General features: G+C 49.4%; 19 protein-coding genes and 2 tRNA genes. 8 read left to right on the forward strand and 13 right to left on the reverse strand.

Going from position 1 to position 21,796, the window contains the following annotated elements; translation table 11 throughout:
* The first annotated feature begins 55 nt into the window (after positions 1–55).
* The 3 genes from R3289_RS16320 to R3289_RS16330 all read left to right on the forward strand — a co-directional run bounded on the left by R3289_RS16320 (position 56) and on the right by R3289_RS16330 (position 3,936).
* The gene (locus R3289_RS16320) at positions 56–1,069 is read left to right on the forward strand and encodes a Fe(3+) ABC transporter substrate-binding protein (protein ID WP_318926748.1); all 1,014 of its coding nucleotides are present in this window, start codon (positions 56–58) and stop codon (positions 1,067–1,069) included.
* 198 nt (positions 1,070–1,267) lie between these two features.
* The gene (locus tag R3289_RS16325; protein WP_318926749.1) at positions 1,268–2,896 is read left to right on the forward strand and encodes an iron ABC transporter permease; all 1,629 of its coding nucleotides are present in this window, start codon (positions 1,268–1,270) and stop codon (positions 2,894–2,896) included.
* Positions 2,896–3,936: an ABC transporter ATP-binding protein gene (locus R3289_RS16330; RefSeq protein WP_318926750.1), complete on the forward strand. Its 1,041-nt coding sequence runs from the start codon at positions 2,896–2,898 to the stop codon at positions 3,934–3,936. The genes R3289_RS16325 and R3289_RS16330 overlap by 1 nt, the downstream gene beginning before the upstream one ends.
* An 81-nt stretch (positions 3,937–4,017) precedes the next feature.
* Here R3289_RS16330 and R3289_RS16335 read toward each other — a convergent pair whose 3' ends face one another.
* Positions 4,018–4,623, reverse strand: a complete 606-nt coding sequence (locus R3289_RS16335; RefSeq protein WP_318926751.1) for a TetR/AcrR family transcriptional regulator — start codon at positions 4,621–4,623, stop codon at positions 4,018–4,020.
* A 226-nt stretch (positions 4,624–4,849) separates the two neighbouring features.
* Here R3289_RS16335 and hpt point away from each other — a divergent pair, with 226 nt between their 5' ends.
* Complete coding sequence (gene hpt / locus R3289_RS16340) at positions 4,850–5,383, forward strand: hypoxanthine phosphoribosyltransferase (protein ID WP_318926752.1); 534 nt, start codon at positions 4,850–4,852, stop codon at positions 5,381–5,383.
* A gap of 38 nt (positions 5,384–5,421) precedes the next feature.
* On the opposite strand, the gene can is transcribed toward hpt, so the two are convergent.
* Positions 5,422–6,078, reverse strand: coding sequence for a carbonate dehydratase (gene can, locus R3289_RS16345; RefSeq protein ID WP_318926753.1), 657 nt, complete (start codon positions 6,076–6,078; stop codon positions 5,422–5,424).
* A 97-nt stretch (positions 6,079–6,175) separates the two neighbouring features.
* Here can and R3289_RS16350 point away from each other — a divergent pair, with 97 nt between their 5' ends.
* Positions 6,176–7,099 (forward strand): ABC transporter ATP-binding protein, encoded by a 924-nt coding sequence (locus R3289_RS16350; RefSeq protein ID WP_318926754.1) that lies wholly within the window; start codon positions 6,176–6,178, stop codon positions 7,097–7,099.
* A complete protein-coding gene (locus R3289_RS16355; protein ID WP_318926755.1) occupies positions 7,096–7,866 on the forward strand; it encodes an ABC transporter permease in 771 nt (256 codons plus the stop codon). The genes R3289_RS16350 and R3289_RS16355 overlap by 4 nt, the downstream gene beginning before the upstream one ends.
* Positions 7,867–8,074: 208 nt before the next feature.
* On the opposite strand, the gene panC is transcribed toward R3289_RS16355, so the two are convergent.
* The 8 genes from panC to thpR all read right to left on the reverse strand — a co-directional run bounded on the left by panC (position 8,075) and on the right by thpR (position 14,768).
* The gene (gene panC / locus R3289_RS16360; protein ID WP_318926756.1) at positions 8,075–8,950 is read right to left on the reverse strand and encodes a pantoate--beta-alanine ligase; all 876 of its coding nucleotides are present in this window, start codon (positions 8,948–8,950) and stop codon (positions 8,075–8,077) included.
* A 10-nt stretch (positions 8,951–8,960) separates the two neighbouring features.
* Positions 8,961–9,755 (reverse strand): 3-methyl-2-oxobutanoate hydroxymethyltransferase, encoded by a 795-nt coding sequence (gene panB, locus R3289_RS16365; protein ID WP_318926757.1) that lies wholly within the window; start codon positions 9,753–9,755, stop codon positions 8,961–8,963.
* A gap of 27 nt (positions 9,756–9,782) precedes the next feature.
* On the reverse strand, positions 9,783–10,268 hold the full coding sequence (gene folK, locus R3289_RS16370; RefSeq protein WP_318926758.1) for a 2-amino-4-hydroxy-6-hydroxymethyldihydropteridine diphosphokinase: 486 nt from the start codon (positions 10,266–10,268) through the stop codon (positions 9,783–9,785).
* Positions 10,265–11,677 (reverse strand): polynucleotide adenylyltransferase PcnB, encoded by a 1,413-nt coding sequence (gene pcnB, locus R3289_RS16375; protein WP_318926771.1) that lies wholly within the window; start codon positions 11,675–11,677, stop codon positions 10,265–10,267. The genes folK and pcnB overlap by 4 nt, the downstream gene beginning before the upstream one ends.
* Positions 11,678–11,780: 103 nt before the next feature.
* On the reverse strand, positions 11,781–12,653 hold the full coding sequence (gluQRS, locus tag R3289_RS16380) for a tRNA glutamyl-Q(34) synthetase GluQRS (protein ID WP_318926772.1): 873 nt from the start codon (positions 12,651–12,653) through the stop codon (positions 11,781–11,783).
* Between the two features lie 253 nt (positions 12,654–12,906).
* On the reverse strand, positions 12,907–13,356 hold the full coding sequence (dksA, locus tag R3289_RS16385; RefSeq protein WP_318926759.1) for an RNA polymerase-binding protein DksA: 450 nt from the start codon (positions 13,354–13,356) through the stop codon (positions 12,907–12,909).
* A 129-nt stretch (positions 13,357–13,485) separates the two neighbouring features.
* Positions 13,486–14,196, reverse strand: coding sequence for a DNA/RNA nuclease SfsA (sfsA, locus tag R3289_RS16390; RefSeq protein ID WP_318926760.1), 711 nt, complete (start codon positions 14,194–14,196; stop codon positions 13,486–13,488).
* Positions 14,193–14,768: an RNA 2',3'-cyclic phosphodiesterase gene (gene thpR / locus R3289_RS16395; RefSeq protein WP_318926761.1), complete on the reverse strand. Its 576-nt coding sequence runs from the start codon at positions 14,766–14,768 to the stop codon at positions 14,193–14,195. The genes sfsA and thpR overlap by 4 nt, the downstream gene beginning before the upstream one ends.
* Positions 14,769–14,830: 62 nt before the next feature.
* Here thpR and hrpB point away from each other — a divergent pair, with 62 nt between their 5' ends.
* Together hrpB and mrcB are read left to right on the forward strand one after the other, a co-directional pair.
* Positions 14,831–17,353, forward strand: coding sequence for an ATP-dependent helicase HrpB (hrpB, locus tag R3289_RS16400; RefSeq protein ID WP_318926762.1), 2,523 nt, complete (start codon positions 14,831–14,833; stop codon positions 17,351–17,353).
* Positions 17,354–17,436: 83 nt separating this feature from the next.
* On the forward strand, positions 17,437–19,854 hold the full coding sequence (mrcB, locus tag R3289_RS16405) for a penicillin-binding protein 1B (protein WP_318926773.1): 2,418 nt from the start codon (positions 17,437–17,439) through the stop codon (positions 19,852–19,854).
* 47 nt (positions 19,855–19,901) lie between these two features.
* Here the strand turns inward: mrcB and R3289_RS16410 are convergent, their stop codons facing one another.
* The 3 genes from R3289_RS16410 to R3289_RS16420 form a co-directional block, all read right to left on the reverse strand.
* A complete protein-coding gene (locus tag R3289_RS16410; protein WP_318926763.1) occupies positions 19,902–21,158 on the reverse strand; it encodes an HD-GYP domain-containing protein in 1,257 nt (418 codons plus the stop codon).
* Positions 21,159–21,539: 381 nt separating this feature from the next.
* Positions 21,540–21,615, reverse strand: a tRNA-Thr gene (locus R3289_RS16415).
* Between the two features lie 41 nt (positions 21,616–21,656).
* Positions 21,657–21,732: transfer RNA gene (locus R3289_RS16420), tRNA-Asn, on the reverse strand.
* Between the last annotated feature and the right edge of the window lie 64 nt (positions 21,733–21,796).

Here is a 21,796-nt window from a genome sequence, read left to right on the forward strand (position 1 = left end):
ATTGAGTGATATTGATAACTATTATCATTCCATTTTGCGTTAGAGGGTTTATTCGATGAAAAAGCTGTTGGCTTCGGCAATTTTGTTTGGTTTGGCTGTGCCTCAGGTAGCGACTGCTGCCGAAGAAGTGAATGTTTACTCTTACCGTCAGCCTTTCCTGGTTGAGCCTATGTTCAAAGAGTTCACTCAGGAAACCGGCATTAAAGTAAATGTAAAGTTTGCCAAAACTGGCCTGACGGAAAAGCTCCAGCAAGAAGGCGAATACAGCCCGGCAGATGTTGTGCTGACAACCGATATCAGCCGCTTGGTTGAACTGTCTGATAAGCAGTTGGTTCAGTCAGTTGATAGCAAAGTCATTGAAGCTAATGTTCCTGCACAATACCGCGACTCTGAAGATGAGTGGTTTGCCCTGACACTACGCACACGTAATGTTTACGCATCCCGTGATCGCGTCGGTCACCTGCCTGCAGATTTTGATTATACCGATTTAGCGAACCCTGAGTGGAAAGGTAAAATCTGTACCCGCTCAGGTAAGCACCCGTACAATGTTTCATTGGTTTCTTCTATGATCGCCCACTATGGTGAAGCGGAAGCAAAAGAGTGGCTGGAAGGCGTTAAAGCCAACCTGGCACGTAAGCCGCAAGGTAACGATCGCGCTCAGGTGAAAGCGGTTAAAGAAGGGCTGTGTGATCTGGCTATTGGTAACAGCTATTACCTTGGCAAGATGATCAACGACGAGAAGCAAAAGCCGTGGGCTGAGTCTGTTTACATTGAATTCCCAGGACAGAAAGCGAACGGTACTCACGTTAACGTCAGTGGTATGGCGATGGCCAAATATGCGCCAAACAAAGAAAATGCCCAGAAGTTAATGGAGTTCCTGACGGACGATAAAGCACAGCAAATGTACGCGGAAGTTAACTATGAGTACCCGGTAAAAGCAGGCGTGAAACGTTCTGAGCTGGTGGCTTCCTGGGGTGACTTCAACGCAGACAAGCTCTCGCTGGAAAAAGTGGCTGAGTACCACAGTGCCGCCATCAAGCTTCTGGATGAAGTGAAGTTTGATCTATAAGTTGTAAATAAAAGGGGCATAAAGCCCCTTTTTTGTTTTAAGCCAAATATCTTTTCCAATGAGTTGTGGTAGTTTCACTTACTAAAAAATAGTGTCACTATCTCGCAAGAGTTGCAGAGTATAGCGGGGCATTCAAAGTCTGATTCAGTGTTGTTCTGAGACAATCAATGTGTTGCAAAAGGTATTAAGTAGTAGGCAATGAAAGAAAAATATATGTTTTGGCAAACCAGTGGCTGGGTATTATCTCTGCTGCTGGTTTTTCCCATTTTAGCCATCTTCTATACCGCGATGGGAGAATCCGATGAAGTGTTCTCTCATTTAATGAGCACGGTAATGGGCACCTATACCGCCAATACCTTCTGGCTGGTAACCGGTACCGTCGTGCTGGCCTTGGCTTTTGGTTTGCCGGCGGCCTGGATCATGGCAATGTGCCGAATTCCTGGCGAAAAAATTCTTCAGTGGGCCTTAGTGCTGCCTCTGGCAATGCCAGGATATATCATCGGTTACATCTATACCGACTGGTTTGACTACGCCGGGCCTATACAAATTTTTCTGCGTGACTTTTTTGGCTGGCAAAGCACGCATGACTACTGGTTCCCAGATATTCGTTCGTTAGGCGGTGCTTGTCTGATACTGGCATTGGTTCTCTATCCTTATATTTACCTGTTAGCCCGAACGGCATTTATGGAGCAGAGCGTCACCTTGCTGCAATCGGCAAGACTGTTGCGTTGCTCGCCGTGGGAAAGTTTCCGTCGTATTTCACTGCCTTTAGCACGTCCGTCAATTGCGGTTGCGATATCGCTGGTTGCTATGGAAACGCTGGGTGATTTCGGAACCGTCAGCTATTTTGCGCTGAATACATTGACGACGGCGGTATATGACACCTGGCTGGGTTATTCCAATTTAAATGCGGCCGCTAAAATATCAGCCATTATGCTGCTGGTGGTTTTTCTGCTGATCAGTGCCGAGCGTTTTAGTCGTCGCAAACAGAAACTATTCCAGCAGCAATCTGAGCACGGCGACGATGTGCGCTATCAGCTATCGGGCATGAAAAAATGGCTGGCAATAGCGTGGTGTTGGGGCTTGGTGGGGTTTGCTTTTGCTTTTCCTCTGACGCAGCTGGCTTATTATGCCTGGCACTATTTTGCACAGAGCTGGACGGCTGAATTCCAGCAGTACAGTGTAAACAGTTTATTCGTTTCGCTTGTCGCAGCTTCGTTTGCGGTTGTTCTGGCTTTGATTGTTAACTTCTACCGCCGGCTGGATGCTCATAAATATTCTGTCGTGCCGACGCGGATCGCATCACTCGGTTATGCGGTGCCGGGAACGGTGTTAGCCATCGGGGTGATGATCCCGCTGACATCGGTTGATCATTTGTTGAATGATGTGTCGCGTTTTCTTGATTTAGGCCGTCCGGGACTGGTGTTTTCCGGGACGATATTTGCCATTATTTTTGCCTTTGTTGTCCGTTTTGCAGCCGTCGCTATCGGCAGCATAGAAAGCAGTTTAGCCAAGATCCCGCCGTCATTAGACATGGCATCGAAAACCATGGGTTATGCCTCAACGGCAATGCTGCGTCGCGTGCATTTACCGTTGATTCGTCGCGGTTGCCTGATTGCGGGTTTGCTGGTGTTTATTGAATCAATGAAAGAGCTGAACGCGGCTTTGCTGCTTCGTCCTTTTAATTTTGAAACATTAGCAACCTATGTCTTTAACTTCGCCTCAGATGAACAGTTAGAGCTTGCGGCTCTGCCTGCGATTTTATTGGTCTTTGTTGGCTTGATCCCACTGGTGATGGTTAACCGTTCTTTGGAGCAGAAACACTGATGAATAGTGCATTATCCGTTCATAACTTAACGTGCCGATATAACGGTCAGGCGGTATTACGGAACCTTTCGCTGCCTGTCGAAGAGAACGAAATCGTCTGTCTGCTGGGGGCAAGTGGTTGCGGCAAAACAACCTTGCTCAAGGCGATAGCCGGCTTGTTGCCATTGGAAAGTGGTGAAATGCATATCAATGGCCGGACCATTGTTGATGCCACAACCTGGCTACCGCCAGAAAAGCGAAAAATTGGGATGATTTTCCAGGATTATGCGTTATTTCCCCACCTGACGGTGGCCGAAAATATTGCATTTGGTCTGCGAGACTGGGAGCCAGCACGGGTTAAGGCCAAAATTCAGCAAATGCTGGAGCTGGTTCATTTAACCGGTCTCGATGACCGCTATCCGCATCAGCTGTCGGGTGGTCAGCAACAGCGGGTCGCGATTGCCCGTGCACTGGCATGCGAGCCTGATCTGATTTTACTGGATGAGCCGTTTTCGAATATTGATACTCAGGTGCGCTATGGTTTGATCCGTGATATTCGCCAGATCTTTAAAGCGCAAGGTGTGACAGCGATTTTCGTGACCCACAGCCGCGAAGAAGCCTTTGCTTTTGCCGATCGTTTAGCCGTAATGAATAATGGCGTGATTGAACAATTTGGTTGTGCGACTGATCTGTATTACCGTCCGAGCAGCCGTTTTGTTGCAGAGTTCTTAGGCACGGGCTCTTACCTGCCTGCGACGGTGAAAAATGACCGTCATTTATTCACGCCATTCGGTGATATTGAATTCCAGTCTGACCATCATTATTGCCAGGATACGAATGTTGAATGGTTATTGCGCCCGCAGAATTTAAAAGTGCAGCGCGAGAATAATGGCGAAGGGGTGATCATCGAACAACAGTTCATGGGTGATAACTGCCGTTATACGGTGGATTTTCAGGGCCATAGTTTAGTGGTCAATTCACACTTGATCCTCCAGATTGGCGATAAAGTTGCGGTCAACATTGAACCGCATGATCCAGTGGTATTTGCGACTGCTTGCTAGCACTGGTAGCGTTTTGTTTAAAAATAAAAAGGCCAACATGATGTTGGCCTTTTTAATAACATTTAATGTTGATGAAATCTGTCACATCGGATAAACGGTATTGAGATAGCTTTGTGCCTGTTCACGCATTTTTTCCTGATCCGGATGGCGGTTGACCTGAAGGTAAAGAATATAACAAATCCCAAGCAGCAGATGTGCCAGATCATCAGGCGTTTTATCTGCGGCGAGTTCACCTTTTTCAATCCCGTTAGCAAAGATTTCAGTAACACGCTTGAGGCTGCTTTTGTTCTCACTTATATACTTCGGCCAGATTTCTTCGCGTACCGAGGTACTCCACTCAAACCATACCTTCAGCCAGTCTTGCTGCTCGATAACGGTATCAATCAGATTATGGGTAATACCGGTTAAACGGGCATGAAGGCTGGTATTGTGGTCTTCCAGGCATTGTGTCAGCAGTTGGCTGAAACGGTTTTCTACCTGAACAAGCACCTGCTCGACTAATGCTTCTCGGGTCGGGAAGTAGTTAAACACCGTGGCAACCGACACGTTTGCCATTTCAGCAATATCGGCATGTCCGGCTCTGCCAATACCACGTCGGGCGAAGACGTCTAAGGCAAAATCGAGGAGTTGTTGTTTCCTTTTTTCCGGAGACAAACGAGTGCGGGTTTTCTTTACTAGCGTATCCATAGTTGCTTGTTCCCTAGCCGTAAGTATTTATAAGTTTTATGTATTTCTATTTTTGTTTAACTTTACAGCAGCAATGGATATGCATCAAATTTTACTTGAGAGAAGTGTGTCGAATAATTGACACTATCTATAAAATAACTATTACGCTGAATGAGTGTTAGAATATGGCTTCGTTGTGATGTGTAGCCTACAGACGGCTGGCGCGGCCGTACTGATGGAGAAAAAGATGAAACATACCGTTGAAGTAATGATTTCTGAGCAGGATGTTCAGGCACGAGTAAAAGAGTTAGGAAGGCAAATTACCGAGTGTTACAAGGGGTCTGAAAACCTTGTGATGGTGGGTTTGTTACGTGGCTCTTTTGTTTTTATGGCCGATCTGGCACGTGCCATTGAACTACCTCATGAAGTAGACTTCATGACGGCATCAAGTTACGGCAATACCATGGAAAGTAACCGTGATGTCCGTATCCTGAAAGATCTGGATGATGACATAAAAGGTAAAGATGTTCTGCTGGTGGAAGATATTATCGATACCGGTAATACCTTGCATAAAGTATGTGAAATTCTGTCCTTGCGTGAGCCAAATTCTATTCGTATCTGTACTCTGCTTGATAAGCCTGAGCGCCGTGAAGTGGATGTGAAGGTTGACTGGTTTGGTTTTGTGATCCCTGATGAGTTCGTGGTCGGCGTGGGGATAGACTACGCGCAGAAATACCGTCATTTACCTTTCATTGGCAGAGTTGTACCGCTGGAAGAGTAAGATATAAAAAAGCGACCGGAGGTCGCTTTTTTATTGGCTTATGATAATTTCGGAACGAGTAGTGCTGACATGGCTGCTTGGTAGGTGACTTCCAGTGATTCCCGACTGGTTGCGTTGACCCCAAGATCGCGGAGGATGCCATCATCGATCCCGTAGATCCAGCCATGAATGGTAATATCCTGACCACGCTCCCAGGCTTGCTGCATGATGGTGGAGTTGCCCAGATTATAGACCTGCGTGGCAACATTGATTTCACACAGTTTATTATCCCACTCTTCACGGGATAGTGAGCCCAGGTCGCTGCGATGCTTTAGATATAAATCACGGATGTGCAGCAGCCAGTTATTGATCAGCCCTAAGGGCGGATTTTCAATTGCCGCTGTTACCCCCCCGCACCCATAGTGGCCGCAGACAATAATATGTTTGACCTTCAGGACGTCAACGGCGTATTGAACCACTGACAGACAGTTTAAATCGGTATGGACGACCTGGTTGGCCACATTGCGGTGAACGAACAGCTCACCTGAATCCAGACCGGTCAGGCGCTCTGCCGGCACCCGGCTATCTGAACAACCAATCCAGAGATATTCTGGGTATTGTGCTTCTGCCAGATGAGAAAAGAACTCTGGCTTTTCTTCCTTAATGTTCTCTGACCAAGAGAGATTATTTGCGAATAACTGCTTAATATCTGCCATGATGATGCCTTAATCTGATAGATGTCTTACTATACACAAGCTGGGCTAATAGCAAATCGGATTAGTTGTAATTTTTCTAACATTAATATTGCAGTTTATGAACGCATTAGAAATATCAAATTTAAGTAAAACCTATAAAGGCGGCGTTATTGCGCTGAAAAATATGAGCTTATCTGTCGAGCAGGGTGATTTTTTTGCACTGCTTGGCCCCAATGGTGCTGGTAAGTCGACCACCATAGGGATTATAAGTTCGTTAGTTAACAAGACATCGGGCAATGTGAAGGTCTTTGGCTATGATCTGGATACCCAGCTGGTTGAAGCCAAAAATCAACTGGGTCTGGTGCCACAGGAATTTAACTTCAATCAGTTTGAAACGGTAGAGCAGATAGTGGTTAACCAGGCCGGTTATTACGGTGTGGAAAAATCATTAGCCAGAGAACGGGCTAAAAAGTATCTTTCACTACTTGATCTCTGGGGCAAGCGCCATGAGCGGGCAGGTAGCCTGTCGGGGGGCATGAAGCGCCGGTTAATGATTGCCCGTGCATTAATGCATGAGCCTAAGTTATTGATCCTGGATGAGCCAACCGCCGGGGTTGATATTGAATTACGCCGCTCAATGTGGACATTCCTGCGCGAGATCAATCGTCAGGGGGTGACCATCATTCTGACCACTCACTATCTTGAAGAAGCGGAAATGCTATGCCGCAATATTGGCATTATTAATCATGGTGAGCTGATTGAACATACCACCATGAAAGATCTGCTCGGCAAGCTGGAAGTGGAAACCTTTGTTCTGGATATCCAGCTCAATGGCCATAAGCCGCAGCTTGATGGCGTGAGCTGGAAAATGCCGGATAACCACACCCTGGAGATCGATATCCATAAAGGGACCGGTCTGAACCAGCTGTTTGGTCAGCTAACGGCACAAGGCATTGACGTGGTTTCAATGCGGAACAAGGCCAACCGGCTGGAAGAGTTATTTGTTACCCTGGTGGCACACAGTAAAGGAGAGCGATCATGAGGCAGCAGTACTGGATTGCTTTCCAAAGCCTGATCACCAAAGAAGTACACCGTTTTACCCGCATTTGGGTGCAGACACTGGTACCGCCAGCGATCACGATGACACTGTATTTCATTATATTTGGTAATCTGATCGGGAGCCGTATCGGTGAGATGAACGGCTTCAGCTATATGGAATACATCGTGCCGGGCCTGATCATGATGTCGGTGATCACTAACTCGTATTCGAATGTCGCCTCGTCATTCTTCAGTGCCAAGTTTCAGCATAATATTGAAGAGCTGTTAGTCGCCCCGGTGCCGAATTACGTCATTATTGCCGGTTACATTGGCGGCGGGGTACTGCGTGGTTTGATCGTCGGCTTTATCGTGACGGTTGTTTCACTGCTGTTTGTCGATCTGAATATTGCTCATTTTGGGGTGATTGTCGCGACAGTGCTGATGACATCGATTGTGTTTGCGCTGGGCGGGCTAATTAATGCGATATATGCTCAGACCTTTGACGATATAAGCATCATTCCGACCTTTGTGCTAACGCCACTGACCTATCTCGGCGGGGTGTTTTATTCGATCAGCCTGTTGCCGGAATTCTGGCAAGGGGTATCGAAGCTGAACCCGATCGTTTATATGGTCAATGCATTCCGTTATGGTTTCTTAGGCGTCTCTGATGTCGGGATCGTGACATCGTTCGGGGTATTAACTGTCTTTATCACATTCCTGTATGGCGTTGCTCATTACCTGATATCACGCGGTATCGGCCTACGCTCGTAGTAACTATTTATCTCATTGCTATTTCGTCCAATATCGGCATCGAAAGTGCTCATTTATACTTATAAACTCTGCGCTTTCTCTTTGCTCTTGAACGAAATAGCTTAGAGCTGAACAGCTACATAGGGGGACGGGAGAAAGAGTATATTCGGTGCGATCAAAAAGGCCCAGCTCATCGAGCTGGGCCTTTTTGCTAAACAGATCCCGCAGGTTACTCGGTAGCTGCCGGTTGCGGCGGCGTCAGATCGACAACCAGGTTATCAATCAGGCGTGCTTTACCTAATTGAGCCGACATCAGGATCACCGCCTGTTGGGTTTCCTCGGTGATAGCTTGCAGGTTTACGGCATCGCGGATGTAGCTTTCATCCGGTTGCAGGCCCGCGGCACGCAGCTGATCATTGGCATCAACGATAAGCTCTGCGTAATCGGTCCGGCCGCCGCGCATCTGACTGCTGATCCAGCGCATGGTACGGGCCAGTACCGGCGCGCGCTGACGCTCGTCAACGGTCAGGTAGCCATTGCGAGAACTCATTGCCAGGCCATCCATTTCACGGACTGTCGGCACACCGATAACTTCAACGTCCATCGCCATATCTGTCACCATCTGACGGATAAGGGCCAGTTGTTGAAAGTCTTTTTCGCCAAAACAGGCGACGTCTGGCTGGACGATGTTAAACAGCTTGGTCACGACGGTGGCAACACCGCGGAAATGACCAGGACGCAACGCGCCTTCCAGTATTTGCGATAAGCCGGGTACATCAACGAAGGTTTGGTTATCTAACCCATGTGGATACATGATCTCTGGCGTTGGGGTAAATACCAGCTCAACCCCTTCACCGTTCAGTTTCGCCAGATCATTTTCCAGGGTACGGGGGTAGTTATTCAGATCATCAGCTTTGTCAAACTGCATCGGGTTAACAAAAATACTGACAACAACGACATCCGCTTGCTCACGAGCTTTACGAACCAGAGTCAGGTGACCGTCATGAAGATTGCCCATGGTTGGAACGAAAGCGATACGACGGCCTTCACGACGCCATAAGCGGATCTGCTCTCTGAGCGGGGCGATCTCGGCAAATGTTTGCATCTTTTATTCCTTACTCAAAGGTGTGCTGTTGGGCTGGGAAAACCCCGGCTTCAACGTCTTCTCGGTATTTCGTCACGGCAGTACGCATGTCACCGGTTTCGGCCAAGTAGTTTTTCGAAAAACGTGGCATGTAATTAGCTGAAATACCAAACATATCGTGCATAACCAGGATCTGGCCATCAGTCGTATTACCGGCACCGATACCTATCACCGGCACTTCTACCGCTTTGGTGATGCGTTCAGCCAGGCTCGCAGGAACACATTCCAGTAAAATGATCTGTGCCCCGGCATTTTTTAACAAGATAGCATCTTTTACCATCTGCTCAGCGTGGTCGGAGTTACGACCTTGCACTTTATAACCGCCGAAAATATTGACTGACTGTGGAGTCAGGCCCAAGTGGGCACAAACCGGTACGGCACGTTCAGTTAATTTGGTAATGGTTTCGGCCAGCCAGGCTCCGCCTTCCAGCTTGACCATGTTGGCCCCCGCACGCATCAGCTCAGCGGCGCTTTCACAAGCTTGCTCAGGAGTGCTATAGCTCATAAATGGCATATCGGCCATCAGTAATGAGTTCGGGCTGCCAGCACGCACACTGCGGGTGTGGTAGGCAATATCTTCTACACTTACAGGCAAGGTATCAGGTTTACCTTGCAGTACCATTCCTAAAGAATCACCAACCAGTAAAACCGGAACTTCCTGCTGCTCAAATAACTGAGCAAAACTTGCGTCATAGGCTGTTACCGACGCGAATTTACGACCTTCTTGCTTCCATTTCATCAGGTCGTTGATTGTTATCTTTTTCATAGCTTCTCCCTCACCCTGAACAATGGTCTACGATTGCCAAGTGGCTAAGCCATTGCGGTCCACCTGGGTTAACAGCTGTTGCAATGCTGTGTTGTCAGGCAGAATCAAATCAGGGGTAATTTCGGCAAGAGGATAAAGTACGAATTCACGTACTTTCATTCCATAGTGTGGAACGGTCAGACGTTCACAGTGATGCACTAGATCGCCATATAAAATAATGTCGAGATCCAGCGTTCTTGGTCCCCAGCGTTCATCTTTGCGGACACGGCCATGCGTAAGTTCGATGGCCTGAGTTTTATCCAGCAAGTTCAGCGGGGATAATGACGTGTCAATGGCGACCACGGCATTGATGTAATCCGGTTGGTTCTGCGGTCCCATCGGGGTGCTGCTGTAGAGTGAAGAGACAGCAACAACCTCAATGTCCGGGGTCTGTTTCAGTGCTGTGATAGCGCTGTTGGCCTTGGCAACAGGATCATCCAGGTTACTGCCGATGGCAATATAAGCTCGAATCATGATGGTGACTTAGCTTGTGGTTTCTTGCGCTGCTGCGGACGCCGGCGACGAGGGCGACGACTGCCGCTACCGTCATTGATTTGCTGCACCATCTTGTTGCGCTGTGCGCGTTCAGCATTTTGGAATTCGTTCCACCAGCTGGCCAGCGCCGCAATATCATCGCCTTCAAACTGCCCGCGCATTTCCAGAAAATCATAGGAGGCCCGGAATTTAGGGTGCTCTAATGTTTTGAAAGCACGCTTGCCGGTACGGCGGTTGAACCGAAGCTGCTGCTGCCAGATATCACGGATAGTGGTGGTGTGGCGGCGTGGAATCGCAATGGTCCGGACCTGTTCATCCAGAATATCGTTCGCAGCGACCATAAAGGCATCGTAGAAGGCTAAGCCGCTGGTAAATGAAATCTCTTCAGCTCGGGTCATTAGCGGATACCACAGCATAGCGGCATACATAAACGCTGGGTTAACCCGCTGATCATTGGCAATACGCGCGTCCGTAGCGGCCAGAATGTGTTCAATCATCTGCTCTGTCTGGCTGCTGTGATCTTCTGTGAAGTGCTCAGAGAGGATTGGGAACAGCTGCTGGAACAGGTTGTGCTGGCGCAGTAACTTGTATGTTTCCAGCCCTTGGCCGGCTTGCAATAGTTTAAGGCTTTCCTCAAACAAGCGAGCAGACGGGATATCACGTAACAAGGGCGCTAGCTGCTCAATCGGTGCCGCAGTTGTGGCATCAATGTCCATATCCAGTTTGGCGGCAAAGCGGACGGCACGCAGCATACGGACCGGATCTTCGCGGTAACGGGTCTCAGGATCACCCATCAGGCGAATGATGCGATTGTTCAGATCATTGATCCCGTTGGCGTAGTCGCGTACGGTGAAATCTTTGATGCTGTAGTACAAGGCATTGATGGTGAAGTCGCGACGCTCGGCATCTTCCTCGATGGAACCGTAGACATTATCACGCAGTAGCATGCCTTCCTGACTTTGTGAGGAAATCTGCTGCTTGCCTTTGGCATCAGGTTGAACGGTGGCCTCTGGTTTCGCTTTGACGTCAGGTTTACTTTGGGGATCGGAGTGGTGCCCACGGAAGGTGGCAACCTCAATCACATCACGGCCAAAAAGAATATGCGCCAGACGGAAGCGACGACCAATCAGACGGCAGTTACGAAACAGGTGTTTAATCTCTTCCGGCGTGGCGTTGGTCGCGATATCAAAATCTTTTGGCTGTTTGTTTAGTAAAATATCACGTACGCCTCCCCCGACAAGGTAGGCGTCAAACCCTGCTTTATTCAGGCGATAAAGTACCTTCAGCGCATTTTCGCTAATAGCGCTACGGGAAATACCGTGCTCTTGGCGTTGAAATATTTGCAAGGTTGGTTCCTCATTGACGCGCGAACTACTGTCGCGATTCAATACTTTACGGCAAAAGCTGGCTACTCGATTAAAGATAATACACCTCATTTTCGTGCATCTGGTTCAATAAACAGCCGCATATGATATATCACGGCGAGCCATTTTAGAATGCTAGAGTGATCGCAGTGGTTTGAGGCAGGTTATCGATATCCCAGCTATCAACGCCCCACTGCAAAATTTCAGCCATGCTGGCATTGATTAAATCAGCCGGTGGAGCCATACCCAAAAAGGTCATGGCATTTATTAAGGCCGGTTTTGGTCGTTCTTTATCAATGGCCGGAGCATGGTTCTGTTTGGATAACTTATTCCCATTGTCCGTCACCGCAAGGGGTAAATGCAGATAACTGACTTCAGGTTGCTGCAAATGGCGATACAGGCTGATTTGACGTCCCGTCGGTTCAATCAAATCGGCACCACGAACCACTTCGGTTACACCTTGTTCAATATCGTCAAGTACGACGGCTAAGTTGTATGCATAGAGGCCGTCACGACGGCGGATAATGAAGTCTTCCTGCGCCAGTGCGGCCGGGATCTCAATGCGGCCATGCAATTTATCAACAAAGTGAGTGATCGGGGTATCAACTTTAAGTCGAACCGCGCAATGGGTTGCGAGGTAGTTGAGTTCGCGACACGTTCCCGGATATAAGCCACCGGCAAGTTTAATTTGTTTACGGGTACATTGACAGTAGTAAGCGGTGTGATCACTCAACCAGGTATCAATTTGTGCCTGATAAGCCTCGTGACGCTGGCTTTGATACATCACTTTGCCATCCCAGGCTAAGCCATAAGCTTCTAACGTACGCAGGATATCGTCTGCCGCACCGGGTATTTCCCGGGGCGGGTCAAGGTCTTCAATGCGTACCAGCCATTGCCCTTGTTGTGAGCGGGCTTGCAAATAGCTGCCTAAAGCTGCAATCAGAGAGCCGAAATGCAATGGTCCTGACGGAGAAGGAGCAAACCGCCCAACGTAGTGAATGTCAGTGTTCATAAATAAATAAAATTGTCACCCTTCACGCATCATGACTTCGCTCAAGGTCGAGGGCGAAACCGCATGGACGCAACGGTCGTTAAAATGGGCTGCATAACATAAACAGTATTAATTAACGGCCTAATGTTCAGTGAATTAATACCATTGATAAACGTTTTAGCAAACTAACTTACCGCGGTATAAATGAAAGAAGGAGCTTTCGCTCCTTCTTAAAGTCCGTTGCCGAATCATACCGAAGGTATTAACCTGCCATCTGCTTCTCTTTGATTTCTGCAAGTGTTTTACAGTCGATGCACAGATCGGCGGTCGGTCGTGCTTCAAGGCGACGAATTCCGATCTCAACGCCGCATGAATCACAGAAGCCGAAGTCATCGTCTTCGATACGCTGAAGCGTTTTTTCAATCTTCTTGATCAGCTTACGCTCACGGTCACGGTTGCGTAGCTCTAAGCTAAATTCTTCTTCCTGTGCGGCGCGGTCTACTGGATCCGGGAAGTTTGCAGCTTCATCCTTCATATGGTTAACAGTGCGATCAACTTCTTCACGAAGCTGGTTACGCCAGGCATCAAGAATTTTACGGAAGTGCTCTAGCTGAGCTTCACCCATATATTCTTCGCCGGCTTTTTCCTGATACGGCTGAACCCCAGCAATAGCCAGGATGCCTAGCGATTTTTTAACGTTGCTCTCTGGCATATAGCATCTCCTAATATACCTAATAACCGTCACTGGTTAATTTTGGGCGGTATCTATAGCAGAAAGGGTTATGTGTGGCAATTGCTGCATATATTCAATTTTACACCAATGTGAAGAATGCATCATTTTTCAGCGTTGTCGGTGAAAATCTATACAGTCAGTTAATATGAGCTCATCTTGGCTTAGTGTCGCTTTATAGCAGATGATCTCAACGCCGGCCTGTTCTGCCTGTTTGATTAAATCATAATAGTCCGGGTCTATATGGTGTGCCGCCGTGATATTTTCAATCCCTGAATGCAAAATAGCGAAAAAAAGCACTGCGCGCTGACCATTTTGGGCCACTTCGGCCAATTCTCTCAGATGTTTCTGACCCCGGGTGGTCACAGCGTCGGGGAAATACCCCCGGCCGTTGTCTAATAAAGTGACGCTTTTTACTTCAATGTAGCAAACGGGTTTATCTTCAGCTTCTAATAGAATATCTATCCTGCTGTTTTCGCTACCATACTTGACTTCCGTCCGGAGCGATAAATAGCCTTGTAGTTCTGTGATGATATTCCTGCTTATTGCCTCTTTCACCAGGTGGTTGGCTCGGGCGGTATTAACACAGATCCAATGACCGGCTTTTGTCTCAGTTAATTCCCAGCTATGGGGATATTTTCGTTTAGGATTGTCGGATGTTGAGTACCACACCGTGCTGCCTGGCTCGGCACAACCTGTCATGGCACCGGTATTAGCACAATGGATAGTACAGATTTCTCCGCCAGGCAATTCTATATCAGCCAGAAAGCGTTTATAGCGCTTGATAAGCGTAGCGGATTGTAACGGGGGGTCAAACTTCATTCGGATTCCTTGTCAGGTTGCGATAGCGGCCATTGTTGCAGGCAACGGTAACGTACACCCGAGCCATCGGGTGTCAGTATCGCTTCAGAGATATACAGGCCAAAGCGGCGAAAATCAAAGTGTAAATCCAGGGGAGCGGGCAATGATTGCGGTGGATGGCGGACCTGTTTTTTCAGTGTGATATGGGGACGATATGGCCTGTCCTCTTGTTTCAGGCCGGTGTCGAGAGCGACTTGCTTCAGTTCAGCTGCCAGGGTAAGCAAGGCCGGGGGCGGATTGTTACTGTCGAGCCAGATGATTTTATTCCGTTTTCGGTAATTGAGCTGAAAGTTGCGGAGAGAAAACGCCGGGATCGCCGTGAGCTTTCCGGTGTGGTTAATCAGATCTTGTTTCTGCTCTGCCGTGACGGAGCCGAGAAAGGCCAGTGTGATGTGAAGATTGCGTTCAGCAACAGTTCGTCCATCACACTGAAGCTGTTGCTTTAACTGGCACAGTTGGCGAAAACTGGATCGGTTGACGCCGTTATGGTGTAAATCTAAAGCGAAAAATAGCCGTTCAGTTAGGTCGCTCATTTGGCCCCGATATCTTGTACAATGGCTGCAGTCTCATTTGATCATGACACAAGGTTTTAACATTGTCACAGCTGCCTATTGATGCCGTACTCCCATCATTGCTCAATGAACTTGAGATCCGCTCTCAGTTAATCCTTAAAGCACCGCCCGGTGCGGGTAAATCTACCCGTCTGCCACTGGCTTTACTGCAAAGCCGATGTGTCAGCGGGCGTATTGTGATGCTTGAACCGCGCCGTCTGGCGGCCAGAAATATTGCTGGTTATCTGGCCTCTCTGCTGGGGGAGCGGGTGGGGCAGACGGTGGGCTTACGTGTTCGCGGCGAGAGCAAAATCAGTCCAGAAACCCGGCTTGAGATCGTGACCGAAGGGGTGATGACCCGAATGTTGCAGCAAGATCCTGAGCTTAAAGGTATTGAACTGCTTATTTTTGATGAGTTTCATGAGCGCAGTGTTCATGCCGATACTGCGCTGGCTTTGGCTCTGGAAGTACAAGATGCGTTGCGTGAAGATTTGAAGCTGCTGGTAATGTCGGCCACCTTAGATGCCGAGGCGCTGACCGGCTTGCTGCCCGATGCCGGGTATATCGCATCGGAAGGGCGGTGTTTTCCGGTTGAGTACCGTTATAAGACGCTCAATGGCAGTAATCAGCAGTCTGGTGGCTTTGCGTTTGCGAATGGCGTTGCTTTGGTAAATAGTTGCGCCCGTGAAATCCTTAAGCTGCTTGATAGCGAATCAGGCTCGATGCTGGTGTTTTTACCCGGAGCCGGTGAGATCAAACGGTTAGCTGAGCTACTGGCTGACAAGGTTGGCGCGAATATTATGGTCAGTCCGCTGTATGGCCAGCTTAATATCAGCCAGCAGCAGCAAGCGATAGCCCCGGCGCCCTCAGGCCGGCGAAAAGTCGTCCTGGCAACCAATATTGCTGAAACCAGCCTAACCATTGAAGGTATTCGGCTGGTGGTGGATTGCGGTTTAGAGCGTATTGCCCAGTGGGACCCCAAAGCCGGGATCAGCCGGCTGGAGCAGGTGCGTATTGCCCAGTCTTCCGCTGAGCAGCGTGCCGGGCGTGCGGGGCGTCTGGAACCGGGTATTTGCCTGCGCCTCTACAGCGAAGAGCTGTTATCCCGTCAGCCAGCCACCCCGCAGCCTGAAATCTTACGGGCTGACTTAACATCGTTAGCCATGGATCTGGCACAGTGGGGATGCCAGGATGCCGGTGACTTATGCTGGTTAGATCTGCCGCCAGCCCCGGCTCTGGCGCAATCTCGCCGTTTACTGCAGCAGCTTGGCGCCATGGATGAACGTTGCCAGCTGACGGAAAAAGGCCTGCAGATCCAATCATTAGGGGCCGATCCGCGCCATGCTGCGATGCTGGTGATGGCGAAGGCGCAGGGCAGCGGCGCGATGTCTACGGCAGCGATGCTGGTGGCATTGCTGGAAGATCCGCCACGAGGCATGGCCAGTCCGGATTTGCAGTTGCAGTTAAATTTACTGGAGAGCGGTAAATTGCCACGTTCGGGACAGTATCAGCAACGGGCTCGGCAACATTTAACCAAACTGATCAAATCAGCCCCATTAACTGGTCGCCTATCTTCTTCACTGGTTGTTGATGGCGACTGGATCGCGCCATTGATGGCGGCAGGGTATCCCGACCGCATCGCGCGCTCCCGCGGTCGTGACGGACGTTATCAGCTGGCAAACGGCCAGGGGGCAATGTTGCCTGCCGATGAGCCAATGGCTGCAGAAAGGATGCTGGTGGTGGCGGATGTGGTGAAAACCCGTCAGGGTGACAGCCGGATCTTTTCCGCGGTAGCCGCTGATAGCGACCGTTTACAGGCGCTATTACCGCATTTGTTTACCGAGCGGGAATGGCTGGACTGGGATGATAAAAAAGGCCGTTTGACGGCGGAAAAGCATCTGTGCTGTGGCAGGCTCATTTTGCAGCGGACGTTGCTGGCAGAGCCGGATCCGGCCAAAGCCAGCGAGGCCTTGCTCAATGCGATTATGCGTAAGGGGCTGGCTGCATTGCCATGGAATAGCAAAGCAGAGAGTCTGTTACTTCGTGCCCGCTGTGCGACGCAGTGGCTTCCGGAGCTGGCTTTACCGGCGATGGATGAGGCAACGTTGTTAGCAGACGCTGAACAGTGGCTGCTGCCATTTATGACGGGCATGACAACCCTCAAGGCGGTCGCCAGGCTGGATCTGTGTGCGGCGCTAGAAGCACGTTTAGGTTGGCAGCAAGTTAAAGCCCTCGAAGCGGCATTGCCGACCCATTATCAGGTACCCACCGGTTCCCGCTATCCGATCCGCTACATCGCTGGCCAACCTCCGGTTCTGGCGGTACGAATGCAGGAGATGTTCGGTGAAAGGGGCTCGCCCCAGATAGCCAATGGACGTATCGCTTTGGTGCTTGAACTGCTGTCACCCGCGCAACGGCCGCTACAGATCACTCAGGATTTGGCCGCCTTCTGGTCGGGCTCATACCGCGATGTGCAAAAAGAGATGAAAGGGCGTTACCCTAAGCATGTCTGGCCGGATGATCCGGCACACCATGAGCCGACGCGAAAAACGAAAAAATACATATAACGTTAAATGCTTATGACTTATCGCTCTTTTTTGGGATTCACCATAGTTGACTAATTATGATTAAGTTGCCTCTTTACCTTGCCATGTCTGGATCAAGACAGGCAGGGCCAAAAACGCCGGCACCGAAGAAGCCCGTTACAACACGGCGCAAATCACCGGCTAAAACGCCAGCCAAGAAACGGGCGGCGAAAACAACGCGTTCGAAGGAAAAAACGACGGCTAAGAAACGCCCGCAAAAGCCGGCTTGGCTAAAGTGGCTGGCCGGCTTTTGTCTGAAAGTGACGATAGCGGTTATTGCCGTACTGGTGGTGATTGGGATCTACCTTGATATGATCGTTCGCGATAAGTTTGACGGGCAGTTATGGAATTTACCCGCGGTGGTCTATGGCCGGGTACTGACGCTGCAACCGGGTCAGGCCATTACGTTAGAGGAGGTCAGGCGCGAGCTGGATTTGCTGCAATATCATAAAGTCAGAAACCCGCAACGGATTGGGGAATATTCTTCATCTTCCACCCGGATTGAATTGATCCGGCGGCCGTTTGAATTTGACGATGGCCATGAAGGCCGGCGCCATGTGATGCTGACATTTGATCAGGGCGGACTGAAAAGTATTCACCAGGCCGGTAGTCAGAAGCAGCTTGGCTATGTCCGTGTGGAGCCGAAAATGCTCGGTATGCTGGCCTCTTCCAGTGATGAACAGCGGCTATTTTTATCCCGCGAGCAATTTCCTGAAATACTGGTCGATGCATTATTAGTGACCGAAGATCGGGATTTCTATCATCATGAAGGGGTCTCTCCGCTGGCGATCGGACGGGCTTTATTCGCCAACCTGAAAGCCGGACGTACCGTACAGGGGGGGAGCACCCTGACCCAACAGCTCGCCAAAAATCTGTTTCTGACTCGGGAAAGAAGCTTGTGGCGCAAGCTGCGCGAAGCCGGTATCGCGCTGATCATTGACTATCGCTACAGTAAAGATCGGGTTTTGGAGGCTTACCTGAATGAAATTTATCTCGGTCAGGACGGGGCGAAAGAAGTCCATGGTTTTGCGCTGGGGGCACGGTTGTATTTTGGTCGCCCTATTCAGGAGTTACGGATTGATCAGCAAGCCTTGCTGGTAGGGCTGATCAAAGGGCCGTCATACTATAATCCGTGGCGTAACCCGGAGCGTGCTCGTCAGCGCCGTGATCTGGTACTGCGCCTGATGATGGATAACGGTATTTTAAATGGTACCCAATATGATCAAGCCGCCTCTCGTCCGTTGGATCTGCAGTCGAAGCCGATGATTGCGACGCGTCAGCCGGCCTATTTTCAGCAGTTACAGCGAGAACTGAAACAGAAAGTGGGCGATAAATTTACCCCGGGGATTGGTTTGCGCATTTTCAGCACCTTAGATCCGCTGTCGCAGCAAGAAGCGGAAAAAACGGTGGCAGCAATGATACCGGAGCTGAATAAAAAGGCCGGGGTCAAGGTGGAAACGGCACTGGTGGCGGTGGATCGCCTGTCTGGTGAAGTGCGAGCGATGATTGGTGGCAGCCGGCCGGGTTATGCGGGCTTTAACCGGGCGCTCGATGCCAGACGCCAGATAGGTTCATTGGTGAAGCCTGCGGTCTATCTGGCGGCCTTACGCCAGCCCGAGCGCTTCTCGCTGGCAAGTACCATTGATGATAAGCCGATCATGCTACAAGGCAGCAAGGGCACGCAATGGAAACCGCGAAACTATGACCGCAGGTTCCGTGGAGAGGTGCCGCTGTATTATGCATTGGCTAAATCACTCAATGTCCCGACCGTGAATCTCGGCCTGGAGGTGGGATTAGGCCCGGTGATTGAAACGATGGCTCAGCTAGGCGTTGATCGTAATGAAATTCCGAAACTGCCATCGATATTGCTAGGGGCATTTACCTTAACTCCCTTTGAAGTTACCCAGATGTTTCAGACGATAACCAGCGGCGGTCGAAAAGCACCGCTGACAGCTTTACGTGCCGTGGTCGATTTGCAGGGTAATTTACTGTATCAGGGCTACCCTAAAGCTGCTCAGGCGGTGCCAGAGCAAGCCGCATGGCTGACAACCTATGGGATGAAAAATGTCGTCAGCCAGGGGACTGCACGCTTCCTTCAGCCTCAATTTGGCTGGGCCGCACTGGCAGGTAAAACGGGAACGACCGATCAAGCCCGAGATAGTTGGTATGCGGGTGCCGACGGGCGTGAAGTGGTGACGGTCTGGGTAGGTCGCGATGATAACACACCGGTCAATCTAACGGGGTCGGCTGGGGCATTACGTTTGTATAGCCACTATTTGCAGCGCCGCAGCCCCGAAGTACTACGACTGGCCTGGCCGAAGAAAATGACGACGGTGAAATATAACAGGCAGTCAAATGGGACGTTAGAGATGAACTGCGCAGGTCAGCAGTCGCTGCCGGTGTGGGATCAGCAAGCAAAGCTGAAAGAGCGGTGCCGAGGCGATAAACCCGCCGCCTGGATAAAAGAGATGTTCAGCTGGTAAGACATAAAAAAGCCCCGCCAGGGGCTTTTTTATGTCATTCATCAACCTTAATCGTCCGGATCGAAATAGTAGGAAATACGCACTCGTGGATTTAAGTACACATAGACGTTTTCCGGCAGCTTGTTCGGTGCAATAGCCCGCTCTATTTTCAAATTACTCTCTTCCAAATCCAGAATCGGCGCTTCATTAGACGGGACTGAAGGATCGTAGATCAGGACATTGGGGTACAGCAGGCGATCAGAGTTAACCGAGATCACCAGCCCCAATTGCTGATTGGATAATTGCACCACACTGCCTGGCGGGTAGACCCCCATCAAGCGAACCAGCAGGGCGAGATAATCACTGTTGTACTGGGCCTTTTTATTTTTGAACAAGTATGACAAGGCATTATTCGGAATACGTGTGGTGCTCGGATCCTGCGGGTGGCAGAGGTTATCATAGGCATTGACTACCCCGATTAGCTGGGCGGTTAAATCTATCTCGTTGCCTTTTAGCTGCTGCGGGTAGCCGCTGCCGTCCAACAATTCGTGATGCTGGGCTAAAATATTCTTTGCCCCGAGCGGAAAATTTGTTGCCTGATTGGCCAGATCCAAACTGTATTTGGTATGAAGCTTAAGGTAGTTCTCTTCCGGTGCCGTCAGTGGCGTTGTCTTACGAACAATAGCGGTCGGGACTTTTAATTTGCCCATATCATGAAACAGGGCGCCAAAGGCTATCGTCTTGATCTCGTCGGCCGGCATGCCGCTCGATTTTGCCAACATCATCGACATGATTGCGACATTAAGAGAATGAAAGTAAATATCTTCGCACTCTTTGTTGTCGTTCATCAGATGCAGGGCGACGTTGTCAGATTCCATCAGGGCGTCGACCATCCCTTCAACCAGAAATTCGGCTTCCTGAATGGCGGTTAATGGACGGCTCTGGACTTTGCTGACGATAGCGCGCAATTGCGACATTGAGCGATCAAAATTCTTTTCACAGCGGTGGATCTTGCGTTTATAGTTTTTAAGGCGTTCTATCCGGCTTTGCTTTTCTTGCCATAATTTTTCCGCTTGCCGGTCTAAAAACTGACTTTCCTGCTCAGATATTGGCTCTAGCGGTACATTAGGTTCAAGCGGAACGGCATCGCTTTTTTCCGGGAGCAGGTAAACATGCTGAACGCCGAGGTTTTTAATTAAGCGGATCTGTTGCTGATCTTTTATTTTGAAATGGTTCAGTAGGAAAGGATGATCGGTCCATTGCAGTGGAAGCTTGACATATAAGCCTTCGGTTAGTCGTTCCACGGATAATTTTATGCTTGCCATTATTTTTCAAAGCAACCTGTTTTTGTTATGTGTGGTGAACCAAAGGGAGCCATTCAGGGCGCTGTGATTGCATGACAAGCTTATCTACATCGATATTATGGATAAAGCATTTTCGGCTTGTCTTGTGCCGTTGCGAGGCTCTTCATTGTTCAGATAGTTAATGTGCTCAGGCAGTATATCGCGATGACTAATCTATTCTCTTTATTTTGATACCATTATCAATACCTGGTGCAGAATAATCATGGCGGAAGGACTAAAGAATAAGCGATGGATGACATCTGATTAATGGTAACGTACTAAAAAACAATAATATAAGTGATTGTCGGGAGGTGTTGTACCGGTAAAAAAAAACCTCATCGAATGATGAGGTTTTCTCATAACTGGTGCCGACTACCGGAGTCGAACTGGTGACCTACTGATTACAAGTCAGTTGCTCTACCTACTGAGCTAAGTCGGCACACAAATTTTTTGTCTTCAAGCTTACGCTTCAAGACGAATTGGCTCCCTTTGCTGGACTTGAACCAGCGACATACGGATTAACAGTCCGGCGTTCTACCAACTGAACTAAAAGGGAATTATATGGTGCCTCGAGGCGGAATCGAACCACCGACACGAGGATTTTCAATCCTCTGCTCTAC

It is taken from the genome of Photobacterium sp. (assembly GCF_033720175.1).
Lineage (GTDB): Bacteria > Pseudomonadota > Gammaproteobacteria > Enterobacterales > Vibrionaceae > Photobacterium.

Coding starts and splice junctions, on each gene's coding strand:
- R3289_RS16410 (WP_318926763.1), bottom strand. CDS start 21,158: ATGGCAAGCATAAAATTATCCGTGGAACGACTAACCGAAGGCTTATAT.
- panC (WP_318926756.1), bottom strand. CDS start 8,950: ATGCAAACATTTGCCGAGATCGCCCCGCTCAGAGAGCAGATCCGCTTA.
- R3289_RS16330 (WP_318926750.1), top strand. CDS start 2,896: ATGAATAGTGCATTATCCGTTCATAACTTAACGTGCCGATATAACGGT.
- R3289_RS16355 (WP_318926755.1), top strand. CDS start 7,096: ATGAGGCAGCAGTACTGGATTGCTTTCCAAAGCCTGATCACCAAAGAA.
- panB (WP_318926757.1), bottom strand. CDS start 9,755: ATGAAAAAGATAACAATCAACGACCTGATGAAATGGAAGCAAGAAGGT.
- R3289_RS16320 (WP_318926748.1), top strand. CDS start 56: ATGAAAAAGCTGTTGGCTTCGGCAATTTTGTTTGGTTTGGCTGTGCCT.
- R3289_RS16325 (WP_318926749.1), top strand. CDS start 1,268: ATGAAAGAAAAATATATGTTTTGGCAAACCAGTGGCTGGGTATTATCT.
- sfsA (WP_318926760.1), bottom strand. CDS start 14,196: ATGAAGTTTGACCCCCCGTTACAATCCGCTACGCTTATCAAGCGCTAT.
- dksA (WP_318926759.1), bottom strand. CDS start 13,356: ATGCCAGAGAGCAACGTTAAAAAATCGCTAGGCATCCTGGCTATTGCT.
- hpt (WP_318926752.1), top strand. CDS start 4,850: ATGAAACATACCGTTGAAGTAATGATTTCTGAGCAGGATGTTCAGGCA.
- R3289_RS16335 (WP_318926751.1), bottom strand. CDS start 4,623: ATGGATACGCTAGTAAAGAAAACCCGCACTCGTTTGTCTCCGGAAAAA.
- folK (WP_318926758.1), bottom strand. CDS start 10,268: ATGATTCGAGCTTATATTGCCATCGGCAGTAACCTGGATGATCCTGTT.
- mrcB (WP_318926773.1), top strand. CDS start 17,437: ATGTCTGGATCAAGACAGGCAGGGCCAAAAACGCCGGCACCGAAGAAG.
- thpR (WP_318926761.1), bottom strand. CDS start 14,768: ATGAGCGACCTAACTGAACGGCTATTTTTCGCTTTAGATTTACACCAT.
- R3289_RS16350 (WP_318926754.1), top strand. CDS start 6,176: ATGAACGCATTAGAAATATCAAATTTAAGTAAAACCTATAAAGGCGGC.
- can (WP_318926753.1), bottom strand. CDS start 6,078: ATGGCAGATATTAAGCAGTTATTCGCAAATAATCTCTCTTGGTCAGAG.